Genomic DNA, 18,730 nt, shown 5'->3' with positions numbered 1-18,730 from the left:
TCATGAAAACCCCCTACGCCTTGACCGGACTGAGTCTGCTCGCCGCTAGTCTGTTCTGTGCCAGTGCCGTCTTCGCCAGCACCGCGACCCCGGGTGTATTGAAGGTCGGTATGGAAATCACCTACCCACCGTTCGAGTCCTATGACGCCAACAAGAATGTGGTCGGCTCCGATCCGGAGTTGGCCCATTCCCTGGCCAAGGCAATGGGGGTCAAGGCCAACTTCGTCGATACCAAGTTTCCCAATCTGCTCAACGGCCTCAACGCCGGGCATTACGACGCAATCATCTCCGGCATGTACATCACCCCGGAGCGCCAGGCCCAGGCCCGGACCATTGCTTATGCCAACACCGGCGCGGCGATCATGGTGCCCAAGGGCAGTGAGTTGAACCCGCAGGTTCCCGAAGACCTGTGTGGCCTGAAAGTCGGGCTGGAGCAGGGCACCACCTGGGTCGGCAAGTTCCGTCAGTTGTCCAGCGACTACTGCGTCCCGAACAACAAGGGCGCCATCACCGTCAGTGAGTTTCCCTCGGCACCCGAGGTGACGCAGGCGCTGCTGTCAAAGAACATCCAGGCTCAAGTGGAAATTGCCGGCGCCGCGCACATGATCGCTCAGCGTACCAACGGCCGTGTGATCGTCAGCTCGCAGAAGTTGGTTTACCCGCAAACTTTGGGCATCTACGTCAAGAAAGACGCCGACGCGACCTATCAGGCGCTGGTCAAGGCGTTGGCTGAGAGCAAGGCCAACGGCGAGTACGCCGCCATTCTCAAGGCGTATGACCTGGAACCGGTCTCTGAGTAATGCCTGAAACCGCGCCCTCGATCGGGGGCGCGGCTTGCGCGAGGTGTCTATGCAATTCGATTGGGATTACTTTTTTTCGCTGTTCACCCTGGCTGACTTCTGGGCGGCGAGCCTGACCGTCATCGAGCTGAGCACCCTGGCCTGGTTTCTGGGCATGCTGCTGGGTTTCGTCCTGGCATCGGCCAAACTGTCGAGCGTGCGCTGGCTGCGCATCCCCGCATCACTCTACATCTGGTTCTTTCGCAGCATTCCGCTGCTGGTGCTGGTGGTCTTCGTCTACAACCTGCCGCAGTTGCTGCCCGGTGCCGGGCCGGTGCTGTCGGTGCCATTTTATTCCGGTCTCTTGGCACTGGTGGTCACTGAGGCCGCCTACATGGCAGAAATTCATCGTGGTGGGCTGATTTCGATCGCCAAGGGCCAGAAGGAAGCGGGCCGTGCCCTGGGGCTCGGGCTGCTTGGCGTGCAGCGGCTGATCGTCATTCCTCAAGCGTTTCGTATCTCACTGCCGACGTTGATTAACGAATACATCACGGTGGTCAAACTGACCTCGTTGATCTCGGTGATTTCACTGACCGAACTGCTGACTGTCGGCCAGCGTCTGTATGCCCAGAACTTTCTGGTTATGGAGACCCTGGCTGCGGTGGGCCTGTACTACGTGCTGATCGTTACAGTGTTTGGCTTCGCCTTGCAGCGTCTGGAACGTTACCTGGACCTGAACCTGCGTACACCGCAAACCCTGGAGAGCGCCTCGACACAAGTGCTGCGTGACAGTCTGGCACCTAGGGTATCGAGCAAGATCAGCCCCCCAGCCAAAGGTGCGGCCCCGGCCCTGCACCTGCGGGACGTGCACAAACGCTACGGCGATCATCATGTGCTCAAGGGCATCGACCTGAAGGTGCAAAGCGGCCAGGTGATTTCCATCATCGGCCCGTCCGGCTCCGGCAAGACCTCGTTGATCCGCACCATTAATGGCCTGGAACGCATCGATCAGGGTGAAATTCTGTTGTTCGGGGAGGGCTTCATTAATGCCGAGGACAAACCGGATGGCTCTCGGGTTCGTCAGGGCGTACAGCGCATCGGCATGGTGTTCCAGAACTTCAACCTGTTTCCGCACCGGACACTGTTGGACAACATCAGCCTCGCCCCTCGTTATCATGGCGTCAGCCGCGCACTGAGCGAGCAACGGGCCTGCCAACTGCTCGACAAGGTCGGCCTGCTGGCCCACGTTCACAAATATCCGCATCAACTGTCTGGCGGCCAGCAACAACGTGTGGCGATCGCCCGGGCCATGGCCATGGACCCGGACATCCTGCTGTTTGACGAACCGACTTCGGCGCTGGACCCGGAACTGGTCGGCGAGGTACTTACGGTGATCGCCGACCTGGCTCGCGAAGGCATGACCCTGCTGATTGTCACTCACGAAATGGAGTTTGCCCTGTCGATCTCTGACCGGGTGATTTTCATGGAAAACGGCAACGTGCAGCTGGATGCCTCGCCACAGGCGATCCGCGAAGGGCATGGCGCCCAACGGGTGCGACGGTTTATCGGGTTGGAAGAATCAGAGGAGGAGCGTTGTCTGTTGATGGGCTGAATTGAGCGCGTTTGGTCGCACGATCCGCTTTATCGTGGGCACATCGCTCTCGGGCCAAGGCGTGCCCGCGCGATCGAACATTTCACCCTTGAAACCCTGGCAAAACAGGTCGATGGACTCGCCCATTCTCTGGGCACAAGTTAGCTGTGTCCGTACAGGTTTGGAGGCCGTTGCTTTCGGTGGTCCTAGCCCTGAAACCGGTGTAAGCCTATTTCAGAACTAGACACTTGCAATTCAGACTGGCGTTTGGCCTCGTCCGCGGGGCAGCATCACTCGGTTTTCGCCGCCATCAAAGCGTTCAATTCGCCGTATGTGTGGGCTTTCAAGGTTTGGGTGTCGAGTTGGCCGTTGTCCAAGAAACTGCGGACCAATGCTCCCATGGCGCCGTGCAGAAACTCGGCGATGCTGGAGCCCGCACTGAGTCGTCTGACGCCCAGACGCTTCAATTCGTCGGGGGAGGGCAGTCCGTCCCGGGACAACAGGTTGACTGGTAGTTTGGTGTCCCGGCAGATGGTGGCAATTTCGTTCGAATCGACCACGCCAGCGGCAAACAGACCATCCGCCCCGCTGCTGGCATACAGTGCGCTGCGCTTGAGGAGTTCCTTCAGGCGTTGTTCGGCAGGGAACAGGTTTTTCAGGTAGACGTCGGTCCGTACGTTGATGAACAGTTTGACGCCCGCCTGGTTCGCCACCTTCCTCGCGACGTCGATCTTGCGGACAAGCAGCTCTGGAGAGCCCAGGCCGTCTTCGATGTTGATCCCGACCGCCCCAGCGGCGATGACGGCGTCAATCACTTGGCCGACCCGCTCCAGGTCATCCGAATAGCCGCCTTCGATATCCACCGTGAGCGGTACGCTGAGCACCCGTACCATCGACTTGACGGTGGTACTCAGCAGGTCGAGAGGCAGCTTGTTGCCATCCTGATAACCATGCGACCAGGCCATGGCCGCGCTGCTGGTCGCTACAGCCTTGCCGCCCAAGCGTTCGACGATGCGCGCACCGCCCGCATCGGCCACATTGGCCAAGACCAGTAGTCCATTCTGATGCAGGCTGTGAAAAGCGTTATCCAGTGTGCTCATGACAATTCAACTCCTTTGAACGTTATGTTTTTAATGACAAGGGCGGCGTCTTAGGCAGGGCTATCACAATGATTAAATCAGGTAAGTGGTTGCTGGCGGTATGCAATGTCTGCGCAAGGGAGTCTTGGAGGGGAGCACTGTTTTTAAGTGTAGGCGGACAGTGCCTTGGCCGAGTTGGTGTCCGAAGGGATGCTGATGCACCGTCGCACAACCGACACCGCGCTTTCAATAGGCACTTCTAGCCGAGTACCGCACTATGCCACGATCCGATCCGCGCGCTCGGCCCAGGGGATTACCGTCCGCGCTGGCGCCGAGGGTGTCAGGATGCTTGCTGTATCGAGGCGGCTGATGTGCTCGGAAGAAAGCTCAAGCGACAGCGCGCCGAGGTTGTCGGTGAGCTGGGTCATTGAGCGTGGCCCGATGATCGGCACTGCCCCGTGGGTGCCTGCCCAGGCAATGGCGACCTGACCCGCACTGGCGCCGATCTCGCCCGCGATGGCAATGACGGTGTCGAGGATGTGCGTACGCTGCGCCGAATTCTCCGGCTGGAACACCCGGCCGCCCAAACCTTCGGCACGACCTTTCTCCCCTTGGCGGTACTTGCCCGTCAGCATGCCGCCGCCCAGCGGCGACCACGTGACGATACCAAGGCCCAGCGCGTGCGATGCCGGGAACAGGTCGGCTTCGGGCTCGCGATGAACCAGGCTGTGCTCGAACTGCGCAGCCGCGATGGGAACAGTACGAGTCAGTTCGGCCAGGGTCACTGCACGGGCGAGTCGCCAGGCGGCGAAGTTCGAAAGGCCTGCATAGAGGATCTTGCCCGCGCGTGCCAAGTCCTCGAAGCCACGGACGATTTCCTCGGCTGGCGTGAGGCCATCGGGATGATGCACCCAGTAAATGTCAATCCGATCCGTCTTGAGTCGCTTCAGGCTCGCTTCCACGGAGGCGACCATGGCCCTGCGACTGTTGCCGGTGACCAGCCTATTGGCATTCGGCTGCGCGCCGTTGCTGTACTTCGTCGCGATGACGAAATCTTCGCGCCGCCCCTCCAGCAGGCTGCCGATCTGTTCCTCCGATTGTCCGAACTGGTAGACATCCGCTGTATCGATGAAATTGCCTCCAGCCTCGGCATAGGCGTTGAAGATTGCTTTGCTGGTATCGGGATCGGCGCCATGGCCCCAACCCGTGCCAAAGTTGCCCGTGCCGAGCGCCACCTGCGAAACCCGCAGGCCGGTTTTGCCAAAGGATGTGTATTTCATGACTTTCTCCGTTGATCGAGGCGGAACCACGAGGTTGCTCAGTTCAGACCGCAGCGCAGAGAACAATGTCAGGCTTGCTCATATGGACGCCTCGGGGAAGGTGCAGGGAAATCGAAGATCAAGCAGGTCGTGGTGGCGTGCGCGTACAGCTTGCCGTCGGGGCCAACGATTCGGCCTTCGGCCGTGGCAATCCGACTTCCTGCATGGATCAACTTTCCCTCGGCGCGTACTAGCGGCACCGCGTCGGTCAAGGCGCGGACCATGTTGACTTTCAGCTCCAGCGTAGTGAAGCCCTTGCCTGCGGGTAAGGTCGAATGCACGGCGCAACCCACCGCCGAATCGAGCAGCGTGGAAAACCAACCGCCGTGCACGGTTCCCAGCGGGTTGTAGTGCCTTCGTTGCGGTCGACCTTGGAAGACCGCTGTGCCTGGTTCCATGTGAATGGGCAGGAAATCGAGCGTATCGCCGATTGGGGCGGGCGGTAGTTGCCCGGCAAAAATTGCCTCGAACAACTCCATGCCTGTCAGGCTGGTGATCTGTTTGTGCGTTGCGGTGTGGGAGGTGTTCCAACGGGCACGAATCGCTTTTTCCTCTTCCTCCCACCGAGCAACGACCTGGTCAGCCTGCATCACGAACTCCTTCCTCATTCTAAATACTTGTATATGCAATACTTGTAGATACAATCTATAACATGAAAAATATGACCAAGCCACAGGGTTGCACCAATCTGAAGATTCGCCAGCTCAATCGCATGGTGACGCGTCACTACGATCGCTATATCGCCGAGTCCGGATTAAAAAACACGCAGTACTCATTGTTGTCACACGTCGTCAGACTGGGTCCCATTCGCCCGAGCGACCTGGCTAGGCGAATGCAAATGGAGGCTTCGACGTTGACACGGAATATGCAGCCACTGGTCGCTCAAGGCTGGTTGACGGTCGGGGCAGGTGGCGACGCGCGCAGCCGCCTTGTCCAAGTGACCGAAGCAGGACTGGCAAAGCAAGCCGAAGGGCGGCGCGCCTGGAAAGAGGCGCAATTGGCACTTAATGAGCGACTCGGCGTGCATCGCGTTGCGGCGCTCCATGAATTGCTGGATGCATGTATCGAGTGCCTTGATGATGAGCCTGAAACTTGTACGGACTGACTGGTAGACGATTGGCCGTTTCCCAAACAACGTGTGACGAAATAGGAAACGGAGCAGAGGCAGCTAGGGTGGCGACTTCATTTGCGTCTAACCATACGACCGCTGTTCAATCTCTTCGGACGTGTTTTCAGCTCAGTTTGGTCAGATACTCCGGCACTTGTTGCTCAGGTAGCACGGACAGAACTTTCAACCGCTGCAACATGCGTTGGCGGGCGCGGTGGAGGTGTTCCTTGAGGTTCAGCGCCGCTGCGTCGAATGCGCCGTGTAGCAGCAGCTCAAGAATCAAACGGTGCTCGGCCAGCATGGCTTCGTCGGGACCGAGACCCAACTGACTGTAGAAAATCCGACTGATGATCCTGGGGCTCTGGCCCTGCCGGATCAATGTAGCGATCTTGCGATTGGTGATTCCGGCGAGGCAGTGGTAATGCAGGTCCTCCTCCAGTTGCTCGATCTCTGCCAGGCTGCAATGGGGATTGCTCTGTGCTTGCGCAACTCGAGCCAGCATTGCTTCAAGAGACTCCCGGCTCAGCCCCGGTGCACTCTGGCGTAACGCCTCAGGCTCCAGACAGGCGCGCAGTTCGTAGTCTTCCGTGACTTCCCTGGCGGTGAGCGGGCCGGCGAGCCACTGGGAGTAGGGTTCCTTTTCCACCAGGCCGCGATCACGCAGACGCATCAACGCCTCGCGGACTACCGCTCGGCTGACGCCGTAATGCTCGGCGGCCATTTGCTCGTCGAGTCGATAGTGTCCAAAAGCAATGCAAGTCGATAAAGCCGAGCCGATTTCATCGAATATCCGCTCGCCCAGTGGCCGAGTATCGACCAATTCTTCGCTGCTATTAAGGCCGAGCTGTTTGTGGGTGAGGGCTAGCCGCAGGGGTTCCACTTCAATCCCCTTCGGGTTGACCAAATAACCGCGGCCATCAAATCGGCTGATCAAGCCTTCGTCATGCAACAGATTCAATGCTTTGCGCACCGGCACTCGGCTGGTCCCAAACAGGTCAGCCAAGGGGGCTTCGAGCAGCACGAGTCCCTGAGCCACCTCTGCGTTAACGATGGCGTCACGCAGGACCTGCCGGATCATGGCGTAGCGGGATGCGGTGCGGTAATCCTCGGCGGTCATCGATTTCATACGCTTCTCGAAGGGCAGGGGGGCAATTCTCGCACAAGTACGATTGTCACCGTGGGCTACGTCGCTGCGCGCGTTCATGGGGCCCCTGTTACTTTCTTGCACTAAAATGGATCTTTTTGAAAATGTCCATCATTGGCGATGCTTCCTCACCTTGGGCGATAGCGCACTACGAATGGGAGTTTTTAATAGTGGCTGAAGGTGTCTAATCCGGTCGTCTGACTGAAGCCGCGCACCTCGGCACCTACTCTGACCCGGATTAATGTTCACTCTGGCACGTTATCTGCCTTTATAAAATGTACATTTTAACAATATGTACATTTATTGAGTGAGTCAGATGTCCGACACCAATTCTCAAATCAGGCCCGTAGCCGATGCGTTAGCGATGGCTGAAGCATTTGCGTCGGGCAGGAGTGACCCGGTTCAGGCGTTGGAAAAAGTGCTGGCTAAGACGGCGGATGTCGATGATGTGTTCATCTCCCTCTGTTCGGCACGTGCCCTTCGTGAAGCACACGCATCAGCCGCACGCTGGAAGGCCGGACAGCCGGCAAGCGCGCTGGACGGCGTGCCGATCGCATGGAAAGACCTGTTTGACGTCGCAGGCAGTCCGACAACCGCAGGCGCAGCCGTGCGCCGCGACATTTCGCCAGCGCTGCTCGACGCCAATGTCGTAGGTCTACTGGCGCGAGCCGGGATGGTCAGTGTCGGGAAAACCAACCTTAGCGAATTTGCTTACTCAGGCCTCGGACTCAATCCCCATTTTGGCACGCCGCGTAATCCCGTAGGCCTCGACCAGCCACGCATTCCGGGCGGCTCGTCCTCAGGCTCAGCGGTCGCCGTCGCGGCGGGAATCGTGCCGATCGCCATGGGCACGGACACCGCTGGCTCCATCCGAATTCCAGCGGCCTTCAACGGATTGGTCGGATTTCGCAGCAGTTGCAGACGCTACAGCCGCGAAGGCGTCTTCCCGCTCGCGCATACCCTCGACAGCGTGGGGCCTCTGACACGCAGTGTGCGCGACACCTTATCCATCGACGACATCCTGCTTGGGCGCGCCAAACCGACATCGCTCGTCCCCCGAGATTTGTCCGGGCAGCGATTTTGGCTTGATCAGGCGGTCATTGAGGATGAGCGCATAGAGCCTGCGGTGCGCGACAACCTGCTGCGATGCGTGAGCGTGTTGAAAAATCACGGTGCGCTGATTGACCTGCGACCCTCGCCAGCCTTTCAGGCGGCACTTGGGCTCATTGAGCAACAAGGCTGGCTCGGTGCTCCTGAGGCTTTTGCCCTGCATCAGTCTCTGCTGGACAGTGATGCCGCCGCACGACTCGACCCCCGTGTTCGGCGCCGTCTGGAAGCGGCACGTGCATTCCCCGCCAGCCAGTTGGTCAACCTCTACGGCGCACGCAAACGCCTGCAGCAACAAATCACCGATGAGCTTGATGGCGCGTTTTTGATTACCCCAAGCGTGGCCCATGTGGCGCCGCCGTTGGCGCCACTGGAAGCCGATGACGAGCTGTTCACGCAGACCAACCTCGCTACGTTGCGCCTGACGATGCCCGGCAGTTTGCTGGATATGCCGGGTGTGTCATTGCCCAGCGGCTGCGATGCGCTCGGTTTGCCCACCGGCATGTTGATAAGCGCGCCGCCGGGCGAAGACTCGCGATTGTTGCGAGCTGCGCTGGCGGTTGAAGCCGCGTTGCGCCACCACTGAAACACCCCCGATTGATCTGATAAATCCGCAGGAGAGAGATGATGGCTAAAGACATTCTGTGCGCCTTCGGCGTCGACGTAGACGCCGTGGCAGGCTGGCTCGGCTCATATGGTGGCGAGGATTCGCCTGACGATATTTCCCGTGGCCTGTTCGCCGGTGAAATCGGCGCGCCGCGCCTGCTCAAACTGTTCGAGCGCTACGGCCTGCGCACCACCTGGTTTATCCCCGGCCACTCGATGGAAACTTTTCCTGAGCAGATGAAGGCCGTGGCCGACGCCGGCCACGAAATCGGCGTGCATGGCTACAGCCATGAAAATCCGATTGCGATGACCGCCGAACAGGAAGAGATCGTCCTGGATAAATCCATCGAGCTGATCACCCAGGTCACTGGCAAACGCCCCACCGGCTATGTTGCGCCGTGGTGGGAATTCAGCAAGGTCACCAACGAATTGCTGCTGAAAAAAGGCATCAAGTACGACCACAGCCTGATGCACAACGACTTCCACCCTTACTACGTACGCAAGGGCGATAGCTGGACCAAGATCGACTACAGCCAGCACCCCGATACCTGGATGAAACCCCTGGTACGCGGCGAAGAAACCGACTTGGTAGAGATCCCGGCCAACTGGTACCTCGACGACCTGCCGCCGATGATGTTTATCAAGAAAGCTCCCAACAGCCACGGCTTCGTCAACCCGCGTCACCTGGAAGAAATGTGGCGCGACCAGTTCGACTGGGTTTACCGCGAACACGAACACGCGGTGTTCACCATGACCATCCACCCCGACGTGTCCGGCCGCCCACAAGTGCTGCTGATGCTTGAGCGTCTGATCGAACACATCCAGAGCCATGCCGGCGTGCGCTTCGTCACCTTTGACGAAATCGCCGACGACTTTATCCGCCGCCAACCCCGTACCTGACCCTTTGCTCACACCCTCGAGGCGCGATTTATGTCCATCTACAACAAGCTTGACCTGACTGGCTGGAAACCCCGGCAACTGACGTCCCAGGAAGTACGCTTCGCCACCTGGATCGCGTTTTTCGCCTGGGTGTTCGCGGTGTATGACTTCATCCTCTTCGGCACCTTGCTGCCGGAGATCGGCCGGCACTTTGGCTGGGGTGAAGTGGAGCAGGCTGAAATCGCGACCTGGGTGGCGGTGGGTACCGCCGTCGTCGCCCTGGCCATCGGCCCGATTGTCGACAGGCTGGGGCGGCGCAAAGGGATTATTTTCACCGTGGCCGGTTCTGCCCTGTGCTCGGCGCTGACCGCAATCGGTGGGGCGTGGGGCAAGTCGCCGTTGATTCTGATCCGTTCGTTGGGTGGCCTGGGCTATGCCGAAGAAACCGTCAATGCCACCTATTTGACCGAGTTGTATGGCGCCTCTGAAGACCCACGGCTGACCAAACGTCGCGGCTTTATCTACAGCCTGGTGCAGGGCGGCTGGCCGGTCGGTGCGTTGATCGCCGCCGGGTTGACAGCGCTGTTGCTGCCGATCATCGGCTGGCAGGGGTGTTTCATCTTCGCCGCAATCCCGGCGGTGGTGATTGCGATCATGGCGCGCAAGCTCAAGGAGAGCCCGCAGTTCCAGATCCACGAACGCATCAGTCAGTTGCGTAAAAACGGCGCCGTGATCGAAGCGCAAAACGTCGCCGTGACCTACGGCGTGGACTATGACGAACACAGCAAGGCTGGCCTCAAAGCCGCGTTCCGTGGCCCGGCCCGCCGCGCCACATTGGTGATTGGCGCCGCGCTGTTGCTCAATTGGGCGGCGATCCAGGTGTTCAGCGTGCTCGGCACTTCGGTGATCGTCAGCGTGCACCACATCTCGTTCGAGAACTCGCTGATCATCCTCGTGTTGTCGAACCTGGTGGGTTACTGCGGCTACCTCAGCCACGGCTGGATGGGCGACAAGATCGGCCGTCGCAACGTGATTGGCTTGGGTTGGATGCTCGGCGGCCTGTCGTTTGCCGGGATGCTGTTCGGCCCGAGCAATATGCCGATGGTGGTCGGGCTGTACAGCCTGGGCTTGTTCTTCCTGATCGGGCCGTATTCGGCGGCACTGTTCTTTATCAGTGAAAGTTTCCCCACCAGCATCCGCGCCACCGGTGGCGCGATCATCCATGCCATGGGCCCGATTGGCGCGGTGGTCGCAGGGTTTGGTGCCACCCAAGTGTTGTCCGCCGGCAGCGACTGGCAGACCGCCGCGCTGTGGTTCGGCGCCGTGCCGTGCTTTTTGTCCGGCGTCCTGATGTTTGCCGCGCGCCATGTGCGCCCGGAAACCGTTCAGTAAGGAGTAGTCGATGAGCTGTAAAGTTGCCTTGATTACCGGTGCCGCTAGCGGCATCGGCCAAGCCCTCGCCGTGGCCTATGCGCGCAGTGGCGTGGCGGTGGTGGGCGGTTATTACCCGGCCGACCCCCATGATCCGCAGACCACCGTCAGCCTGGTGGAAGCAGCTGGCGGCGAGTGCCTGATGCTGCCGTTGGACGTGGGCGATACCGCCTCGGTGGACGCACTGGCTGCGCAAGCAATACAGCATTTTGGGCGGCTGGATTATGCGGTGGCCAACGCCGGCTTGCTGCGCCGTGCGCCGTTGCTGGAAATGACCGATGCGCTGTGGGACGAAATGCTGAATGTCGACCTGACGGGGGTGATGCGCACCTTTCGCGCGGCGACTCGGCATATGGGGGAAGGCGGTGCGTTGGTGGCGATTTCGTCGATTGCCGGCGGCGTATATGGCTGGCAAGAGCACAGCCATTACGCAGCGGCCAAGGCCGGCGTGCCGGGGTTGTGTCGTTCGCTGGCAGTGGAATTGGCGCCGAAGGGGATTCGCTGTAATGCGGTGATCCCTGGGTTGATCGAGACGCCGCAGTCGCTGGATGCCAAGAACTCCCTCGGGCCTGAGGGTTTGGCCAAGGCCGCGCGGGCGATTCCGTTGGGGCGAGTAGGGCGGGCGGATGAGGTGGCGTCGCTGGTGCAGTTCCTGACCAGTGAAGCGTCGAGTTACCTGACTGGGCAGAGCATCGTCATCGACGGTGGCCTGACCGTGCGTTGGCCCGACTGACTGTACTCAATTCAAATGTGGGACCTGTGTTTGCTTCAGGAGAATTTACATGCCTCAACTAACCAACCGCCGCGCCGTCATCACCGGTGCCGGCAGCGGCATCGGTGCCGCCATCGCCCGCGCCTATGCGACTGAAGGTGCACGGCTGTTGTTGGCCGACCGCAACGCCGCAAGCCTCGCGCAAACAGCCATCACCTGCCGCAGCCTCGGCGCCGAAGTTTTCGAATGCCTGGCCGACGTGGGCACTGTCGAAGGCGCCCAGGCCAGTGTCGACCGTTGCGTCGAGCATTTCGGCGGCATCGACATCCTGGTCAACAACGCCGGCATGCTCACTCAGGCGCGCTGCGTCGACCTGTCCATCGAGATGTGGAACGACATGCTGCGCGTCGATCTCACCAGCGTGTTCGTCGCCAGTCAGCGCGCCTTGCCGCATATGGTGGCGCAGCGCTGGGGGCGGATCATCAATGTCGCCTCGCAACTGGGTATCAAGGGCGGCGCCGAACTGACTCATTACGCCGCCGCCAAGGCCGGGGTGATCGGCTTTACCAAGTCCCTGGCCTTGGAAGTGGCCAAGGACAATGTGTTGGTCAATGCCATCGCACCGGGGCCCATTGAAACGCCCCTGGTGGGCGGTATCAGTGACGACTGGAAACGTGCCAAGGCCGCCGAGCTACCCCTGGGCCGTTTCGGCCTGGCCGATGAAGTTGCGCCGACGGCGGTGCTATTGGCCAGCGAGCCGGGTGGCAATCTGTTCGTCGGCCAGACCCTGGGCCCGAACTCCGGCGATGTCATGCCATGAGCGGGGTGTAGCCGTGTGCGGACTCTGCGGATTGCTTGGCGAAAACCTGCACTGGAGCGACCCGTTGGGCGATGAGCTGCCCAGGCGCCGCGAACGCCTGCGCCGTATCGCCGCGATCAATCAGGTACTGGCGGTGTTCCGGCTCAAGGTCGAGGATTTCCAGGGCGCCTCTTATCTGTTGTTGGGTGCCACCGGTAAACAGGCGTTGGCGAGTGGCCTGGACCAACTCTGGCAGGCGGCCGAAACCATGCTCGGCCGGCCCTTGGACCCCCTCGATCATCGGCTGTTGGAGCACTTGGAGTCAGACACATGAGCATCGCCCTAAATGTGATCACCGGTTTCCTCGGCAGCGGTAAAACCACCTTGCTCAAACGCCTGCTGCAAGGCGAAAGTCTTGGCGATACCGCGTTGCTGATCAACGAATTCGGTGACGTCGGCATTGATCACCTGTTGGTGGAAGAGGTCGCGCCGGACACCGTGCTGCTGCCCAGCGGCTGCGTGTGCTGCTCGATCCGGGGCGAGCTGAAAGACGCACTGCTTGGCCTGCTGCAACGCCGTGAGCGTGGCGAAATCCCGGCGTTCAAACGGGTGATCCTGGAAACCACCGGCCTGGCCGACCCCGCGCCAATTCTTGCCACCTTGAACAACGATGTGCAGCTGCGCGGGCGTTTTCATATCGGCCTGGTGGTCACTCTCGTAGACGCCAGCCACGCCGCGCTGCAAGAGCGCCTGCACCCTGAATGGCTGGCCCAGGTGGCAGCGGCGGACCGTTTGCTGCTGAGCAAGACCGACCTGGCGGGTGACTGTGCTTCACTGCGCGCGCACTTGCAGGCGCTCAATACCGGCACGCCGATCCTCGATACCCAGGACATCCACAGTGGCGACCAACTGCTGCTAGGCGAAGGCTTGCGGAGTGCCGAACCCGCCGTGGAGGTTAGCCGTTGGCAACTGCATCAAACCACCACGGCCACCCATGGCGCTGCGCAAGTGTGCAGCCTGACCTTCGACCAACCGCTGGACTGGGTGGGTTTCGGGGTGTGGTTGTCGATGCTGTTAAGATGTCACGGCGAACGAATCCTTCGTGTCAAAGGGCTGCTCAACGTGAACGCCAGTAACTCCCCCATCGTCATTCATGGTGTGCAGCATTGCTTGCATGCCCCGGTGCACCTGCCTGCCTGGCCGGGCACTGATCGGCAATCGCGTCTGGTGTTTATCCTGCGTGGCCTCGATCCCGTGCTGCTGCGGCGCTCCTTTGACGTGTTCTCCCGGCGGTTCGCCGCATGATCACACTCCGCGTCCTCGGCACCTCAGTGACCTTGCTCGAATGCCTGCGCGTTCGCGCTGAACAGGAACTAGGCATTCGCCTGGTGTACCAGGTGCACGACGTTGAACAGGCCCAGCGCATCGCGGTGATGCAGCCCGACAGCTACGACCTGTACGACCAATGGTTCCACAACGTCGACTTCGTATGGCCGGCCCGGGCGATCCAACCCATCGACACGCGGCGCATTGCGTTGTGGCATGAGATCAACGACCTGCCCAAGCGCGGGCGGCTGTCGCCCGATGACCGGCTGGGCAGCGGCAGCGTGCCCAGCGAACGCCTGTTCGTGCAGCACGATGGCAGCCTCGGCAGCACCGTCACCGAACGCATCAGCATGCTGCCCCTGACCCATAACGCCGACAGTTTCGCTTACCGCCCCGAACGCTTGCCCGACGGTTTTTCCCACGACAATGAAAGCTGGGGCTGGTTGCTGGACCCCGCGTGGAGCGCGCGCACCGCTCTGCAAAGCGACGCCGCCATCGGCGCCCTGGATGCCGCGCTGGCGGTGCAGGGTGCGGGGCTGGCCAGCTTCAAGGACATCGGCAATATGAGCATCGAAGAGATCGATGTGCTGGCCGACATCCTGGTGCGCAAACAGCGGGAAGGACACTTTGCGGCATTCTGGTCCGATGATGAGGAGGCCGCACAATTGATGCTCAGCCCGAGCATCGATATCCAGAGCCTGTGGTCGCCGACCTTGATGCGCCTGCATCGCGCTGGGGTGAAATACCGCCTGGCGGTGCCTCGCGAGGGCTACCGCGCCTGGTTCGGCGGTTTGTCATTGTCGCGTCACGCCCAGGGCCCGGTGCTGGATGCGGCCTACGCCTACCTCAATTGGTGGTTGTCCGGCTGGCCCGGCGCGGTGATGGCGCGCCAGGGTTACTACATCGGCAATCCGGCGCGCAGCCGCGACCATCTGAGCAGTGCCGAGTGGGATTACTGGTACGCCGGTCAACCTGCGCGGGAGGAGTTACTGGGCAGTGACGGTTTGCCGCTGATTGACATCGGTGATGTGCGCGATGGTGGTTCCTATGAGCAGCGGATGGGGCATATCGCTGTTTGGAATGCAGTAATGGATGAGCACAACTATCTGGTGCGTCGCTGGAGCGATATTTTACGGGCGGGGGCGAAAAGCTCCCGCAGGCCATGAGTTTCTGAACCTGGCCAGGCAATACCGTCATCGAGTGCGTTTGAGTGCCGAATGAGAGTCTCGAATTCGGGCGTGCATTGAATTGGTTTGTTGCTGGAGCAGCTTGGACCGCGAGATGAGCATCTGGCCCTGACTCTGGGGAGATGCCACTTTGTCTCCCTGACACAGCGTTTTCGCACAGCAAAGGCCGACATCAGCCGCTGCGCTGTATCTGCTCCAGTATCTGGCTGTCGGTGATGTTCATGTCGTCCAGCAACAGAAACATCTTGCTCAGCACCTCGGCCATTTTCTTGTCGGTGTCGGCGAACGGCAGGTAGAACTCCGTGAGGCTGCTGCCGGCGGGTACGATGCACAGGTAGTTGCCCGGTTCGATATGGATGGCTGCGCTGCCCAGATGAATGCGGTAGTTCGCACGCTGGCCGGTAATGTGCAGAAAATGCCCTTCACATTTAACGTTTCGCAACCCTAGCCCCTGAATCAACTCGCCAACCAGTTCGGTGCGTCGTTGCAGGGTTTCGTTGCTGGTGCTGTAGCTGTCTGCGGCGTGGGCCACGGAGACCAGCAGGTCGGCGTCGCGCATGATTTCTGAGAACAGCAGCGGCGGTACTTGCTCAAGGGGCATGGCTTTCTGGTCGCGGTAGAACGCAATCGTGTCGAAGGTAAAGTGCTCTGTTTCCGAGAGGTAATGGCCGGTATCCAGAAAGTTGAACAGGGCGTAAATGCCGTGCTCTTTGCTCTCGTAATAGATGTCCTCGACGCTTGAGGTCGACCAGTTGCGCACCTGCAGCAACCGGGCGGCGACTTTGCCTTTCAGGCGGTGGCCGGCAAATCGGTTGGACCACAGGCCGGTGTCTCGTTCGGCAGGTGTCAGCAGGTACAGCTCGCGAAAGGCCTGTTTGAACGGCTGCACGCGGCGATGGTTGACCACTTCTTTCTGCCAGGCCGACAGTTGCCCTGCCGTGAACAGATGAAAAGGGTGCGCAATACGCAGGTTCTTTTCAGCGACGTGTTGGCGGCCTTCAAGGTCAGTCACCGTCAGCGTCGCGGCATCGAGCCAGCCCAGCGCAGCGTCGTCGGCCTGCACGATCAGTTGCTCCAGCAGCAGGCGAACCGCCGGCATTTTCAACAGTGGCTTCAGGTCGTCCAGCGCCAGGGTTTCGCCGCTGCTCATCATCGCTTCCAGGGTACGGCAGAAGCGTGCGATCTGTTCCTTGAGCTGGGCCTGCTGCGTTTTGAGCGCGACGAAGTCGGCGTGCTTGCGAATCGCAGGTGGTGCGCTTTTGAGCGTCTTGCCGGCTTTGCAGATGTGCAACGTAGGCGACAAGCCGTCGATGACGAGCGTGATGTCATAGCCATCGATGGTGGCGGCCGTCAGGGCGGATTCGGCGATCTCCGATTCCATGGCCCATTCCAGGCGAATCGCTGAGGGATAACCGGCGACACGCGCCAGGTTTTCCAGTCCTGCCTGCACCGCTGCATGGGAGTTGGCCTGTCGTTGAGCGCCGTATTTACGCACCTCTTTGTGCAGTTTCTTGAGCGTCAGATAGCGCTGGCGTACGTCGTCCGGTCCCGTGACGGGCAGTACGCCATAGATGCGCATTGCCGGCTGTGCGTGGCGGGTCAATTTCTTTTCCAGCGCCGGTCGGCCGATGCCCTGGTAGGCGTCGAGCAGTACACGCGTCTCGGGAAACGCCCAGTGCGAGGGTTCGAGCGCCGCGAGGTATTCGCGCAGGTGGTCTGGGTCGGCTTCGGCCAGGGCCTTGTCCAGCAGGTAACGGTCCACCACACCCACTGTTTCATCCGGCGTATTGGGCAGGTCGCTGCCCCAGCCGGACCGAGGCGCCAGGGCAATGTTCAGGTATTCACGCTGGAAGGCTTGCAGATCACTCCAACCGAGCGCGTCGAGCACCACTCGGCTGGCTTGGCCGGCGTAGGGCAGGGCGGTGAGCAGGGTGTTTCTTGAAAAGCCGGACAACGCCGCGCGCAGCTCTGCCGATTGGGTCCTGGGCAAATCCTGAAGCAGTAGGAAGCATTGGAGCACCGCGGCCGTATCGCCGAAGCTATCGAAGTCATCCGGCGTCATGCCCAGTCGTTCGATGACCGCCAGGGCCTGCAGCAGCCAGCGGGACTGATACACCTCTACCAAACGGAAGGTGTCAGCCAGCTTCTCGGCATTATCGGGCAGTCCAGCCAGGGCGTCCTCGACGTAACGAACGGTGAAGCTCGCCAGGATAGGATGCACTGCAACGGGTTCTTCAGAGGGGATGTCATCGCTCTGCGGCGACTCATCATCGATGCCTTCGTCTTCCGGAGCCTCGTCGTCTGAAGTGCCCTCGTCGAATGCTTCATCGGCGTACTGATTCAGGTCCACATCATCGCTGTCCAGTCCTGTGTCGTCCGAGTAGAACATCATGGCGCGGCCCCAGGTATTGGCCGCCCGGACGAACCGCGGGTAATCGAGGCGGTCCGCTTCCAGCAGGCCCAGAGCGATGCGCTGGATTTCCTTGTGCACGTAGATGTACGCGTCGGCGACTTTCCTTTGTTCTTCATCAGGCGGGGAAGGGGGCTGCACGCGGTTCCAACTGCCGTCCAGCAACCATTCGGCGAAGGTCTGCCAGGCCGGGGTGGACGGGTAATGGCTCAGGCGATTGATGCAAGCCTGAACGTCAGGGAAGGCCCAGGCCTGGTCCGGACTTCTTCGGTAATAGGCAGGGCTATCTTCGTCAGTGGGCAATGGATAGTCGCTGTCCTCGAAGGCAAATTGCAGCATGTGCTGCAGTCGCGCGCCGATCTGCTCCAAGGCATAGGCATCCGGATGCGCAGTGATCCACGCATCGCAGAGTCGATATTGCAGGCCATAGCGCTGTTGATCGCGGCGGTCTTCCAGATCGTCCCAAACGGTCGGGAACACAAAACCATCGGCCAGGGCTTTGGGGCCATCCTGGGGGTGCTGCCTGACCCAGTCATCGGCTATGCGCAGGAAGTCGATGCCGTCCCAGAAATCGAGCTCGAATTCGTCATGTCGGCTGAGCTCGGGATAGTCATCCAGCGCTCTATCGCAGAATGCTCGCAGCGCAGCGAGGCGTGTGGCTTGTTCGGGCACAGGACGGCGTGATTGCATGAGGGAATCCGAGGAAGTGAGCGACGAGGATCAACCGCCAATCAGCGGCACCAGGCGGATAAACGCGAGCGAGGAAGGGGGGCTCAACTCGATTGACTCATCGAGTCTTTGCAGCATGACGCCGTTGTGCAGAACGCGGAACGCACGGGTTTCAAAACCCTTCAAGGCGCGCTCGACCTCAACGCCGACATCCAGGTCTGGAGACGCGCTAGGCTGAGGCATGACAACCGCGCCTTCACTGGCTTGCTGAAGAATGTCCCGCTCGCTCAGGTATTGGCGGTCGAGCACTTCACGCACCGACACGTGTGCCAGCCAGTGCTGGACCGACAGTGCGGCGATCTGTTCGGCAACGGTCAGGCGAATGAGCTCGGCGACCGTCAAGGTCAACGAGGTCGGTGTCAGGGTGACAGGGGGCAGCAAAGGCTCCTGGCGTGCGCCTTTCAGGCAATAGCTATGAACCACGAATTCCATGACGCATTCCTTGCAAGCCAGGCCAGCCGGGCGGATGGCGCTTAGCATATCCCGGTCTGCAATAAACTTCATCGCGCGGCGGCGTTGTGGCT

General features: G+C 60.5%; 17 protein-coding genes. 11 read left to right on the top strand and 6 right to left on the bottom strand.

Going from position 1 to position 18,730, the window contains the following annotated elements; all coding sequences use genetic code 11:
• Positions 1 to 2: 2 nt before the first annotated feature.
• Both ACWNZ1_RS07320 and ACWNZ1_RS07315 read left to right on the top strand, forming a co-directional pair.
• Positions 3 to 800 carry a transporter substrate-binding domain-containing protein gene (locus ACWNZ1_RS07320; RefSeq protein ID WP_135844788.1) on the top strand — a complete coding sequence of 266 codons (798 nt, stop codon included), beginning with the start codon at positions 3 to 5 and terminating at the stop codon, positions 798 to 800.
• A 49-nt stretch (positions 801 to 849) separates the two neighbouring features.
• A complete protein-coding gene (locus ACWNZ1_RS07315; RefSeq protein WP_456027528.1) occupies positions 850 to 2,391 on the top strand; it encodes an amino acid ABC transporter permease/ATP-binding protein in 1,542 nt (513 codons plus the stop codon).
• A gap of 269 nt (positions 2,392 to 2,660) precedes the next feature.
• Here ACWNZ1_RS07315 and ACWNZ1_RS07310 read toward each other — a convergent pair whose 3' ends face one another.
• From ACWNZ1_RS07310 to ACWNZ1_RS07300, 3 genes are all read right to left on the bottom strand, one after another.
• The gene (locus ACWNZ1_RS07310; RefSeq protein WP_256452581.1) at positions 2,661 to 3,470 is read right to left on the bottom strand and encodes an isocitrate lyase/PEP mutase family protein; all 810 of its coding nucleotides are present in this window, start codon (positions 3,468 to 3,470) and stop codon (positions 2,661 to 2,663) included.
• A 254-nt stretch (positions 3,471 to 3,724) separates the two neighbouring features.
• On the bottom strand, positions 3,725 to 4,729 hold the full coding sequence (locus tag ACWNZ1_RS07305) for an aldo/keto reductase (protein WP_256452582.1): 1,005 nt from the start codon (positions 4,727 to 4,729) through the stop codon (positions 3,725 to 3,727).
• Between the two features lie 68 nt (positions 4,730 to 4,797).
• The gene (locus ACWNZ1_RS07300) at positions 4,798 to 5,358 is read right to left on the bottom strand and encodes a PaaI family thioesterase (RefSeq protein WP_256452583.1); all 561 of its coding nucleotides are present in this window, start codon (positions 5,356 to 5,358) and stop codon (positions 4,798 to 4,800) included.
• A 62-nt stretch (positions 5,359 to 5,420) separates the two neighbouring features.
• Between ACWNZ1_RS07300 and ACWNZ1_RS07295 the strand changes: the two genes are divergently transcribed.
• A complete protein-coding gene (locus ACWNZ1_RS07295) occupies positions 5,421 to 5,873 on the top strand; it encodes a MarR family winged helix-turn-helix transcriptional regulator (protein WP_135844793.1) in 453 nt (150 codons plus the stop codon).
• Between the two features lie 127 nt (positions 5,874 to 6,000).
• Here the strand turns inward: ACWNZ1_RS07295 and ACWNZ1_RS07290 are convergent, their stop codons facing one another.
• On the bottom strand, positions 6,001 to 6,993 hold the full coding sequence (locus ACWNZ1_RS07290; protein ID WP_406550163.1) for a GntR family transcriptional regulator: 993 nt from the start codon (positions 6,991 to 6,993) through the stop codon (positions 6,001 to 6,003).
• Between the two features lie 343 nt (positions 6,994 to 7,336).
• On the opposite strand from ACWNZ1_RS07290, the gene ACWNZ1_RS07285 reads away from it, so the two are divergent.
• The 8 genes from ACWNZ1_RS07285 to ACWNZ1_RS07250 are packed head-to-tail and all read left to right on the top strand — an operon-like array spanning position 7,337 to position 15,046.
• Entirely contained in the window at positions 7,337 to 8,713 is a 1,377-nt protein-coding gene (locus ACWNZ1_RS07285; protein WP_456027527.1) for an amidase, read from the top strand.
• Between the two features lie 41 nt (positions 8,714 to 8,754).
• The gene (locus ACWNZ1_RS07280; protein ID WP_003234086.1) at positions 8,755 to 9,633 is read left to right on the top strand and encodes a polysaccharide deacetylase family protein; all 879 of its coding nucleotides are present in this window, start codon (positions 8,755 to 8,757) and stop codon (positions 9,631 to 9,633) included.
• 30 nt (positions 9,634 to 9,663) lie between these two features.
• Positions 9,664 to 11,004 (top strand): MFS transporter, encoded by a 1,341-nt coding sequence (locus ACWNZ1_RS07275; RefSeq protein WP_135844795.1) that lies wholly within the window; start codon positions 9,664 to 9,666, stop codon positions 11,002 to 11,004.
• A gap of 10 nt (positions 11,005 to 11,014) precedes the next feature.
• Positions 11,015 to 11,776 carry an SDR family NAD(P)-dependent oxidoreductase gene (locus ACWNZ1_RS07270; protein ID WP_135844796.1) on the top strand — a complete coding sequence of 254 codons (762 nt, stop codon included), beginning with the start codon at positions 11,015 to 11,017 and terminating at the stop codon, positions 11,774 to 11,776.
• Between the two features lie 49 nt (positions 11,777 to 11,825).
• Positions 11,826 to 12,575: an SDR family NAD(P)-dependent oxidoreductase gene (locus ACWNZ1_RS07265; protein WP_256452586.1), complete on the top strand. Its 750-nt coding sequence runs from the start codon at positions 11,826 to 11,828 to the stop codon at positions 12,573 to 12,575.
• Positions 12,576 to 12,588: 13 nt separating this feature from the next.
• Complete coding sequence (locus ACWNZ1_RS07260; protein ID WP_456027526.1) at positions 12,589 to 12,888, top strand: hypothetical protein; 300 nt, start codon at positions 12,589 to 12,591, stop codon at positions 12,886 to 12,888.
• Positions 12,885 to 13,859, top strand: a complete 975-nt coding sequence (locus ACWNZ1_RS07255; protein ID WP_456027525.1) for a CobW family GTP-binding protein — start codon at positions 12,885 to 12,887, stop codon at positions 13,857 to 13,859. Before ACWNZ1_RS07260 ends, ACWNZ1_RS07255 begins: the two co-directional genes overlap by 4 nt.
• The gene (locus ACWNZ1_RS07250; RefSeq protein WP_135844800.1) at positions 13,856 to 15,046 is read left to right on the top strand and encodes an ABC transporter substrate-binding protein; all 1,191 of its coding nucleotides are present in this window, start codon (positions 13,856 to 13,858) and stop codon (positions 15,044 to 15,046) included. The genes ACWNZ1_RS07255 and ACWNZ1_RS07250 overlap by 4 nt, the downstream gene beginning before the upstream one ends.
• 193 nt (positions 15,047 to 15,239) lie before the next feature.
• Here ACWNZ1_RS07250 and ACWNZ1_RS07245 read toward each other — a convergent pair whose 3' ends face one another.
• Both ACWNZ1_RS07245 and ACWNZ1_RS07240 read right to left on the bottom strand, forming a co-directional pair.
• Positions 15,240 to 18,167, bottom strand: coding sequence for a DUF4132 domain-containing protein (locus ACWNZ1_RS07245; RefSeq protein ID WP_256452588.1), 2,928 nt, complete (start codon positions 18,165 to 18,167; stop codon positions 15,240 to 15,242).
• A gap of 30 nt (positions 18,168 to 18,197) precedes the next feature.
• On the bottom strand, positions 18,198 to 18,638 hold the full coding sequence (locus ACWNZ1_RS07240) for a hypothetical protein (protein ID WP_135844802.1): 441 nt from the start codon (positions 18,636 to 18,638) through the stop codon (positions 18,198 to 18,200).
• Positions 18,639 to 18,730 lie beyond the last annotated feature (92 nt).

This window comes from Pseudomonas sp. CFBP 5748, assembly GCF_053850495.1.
This window is presented reverse-complemented; position numbering and strand designations above follow the sequence as displayed.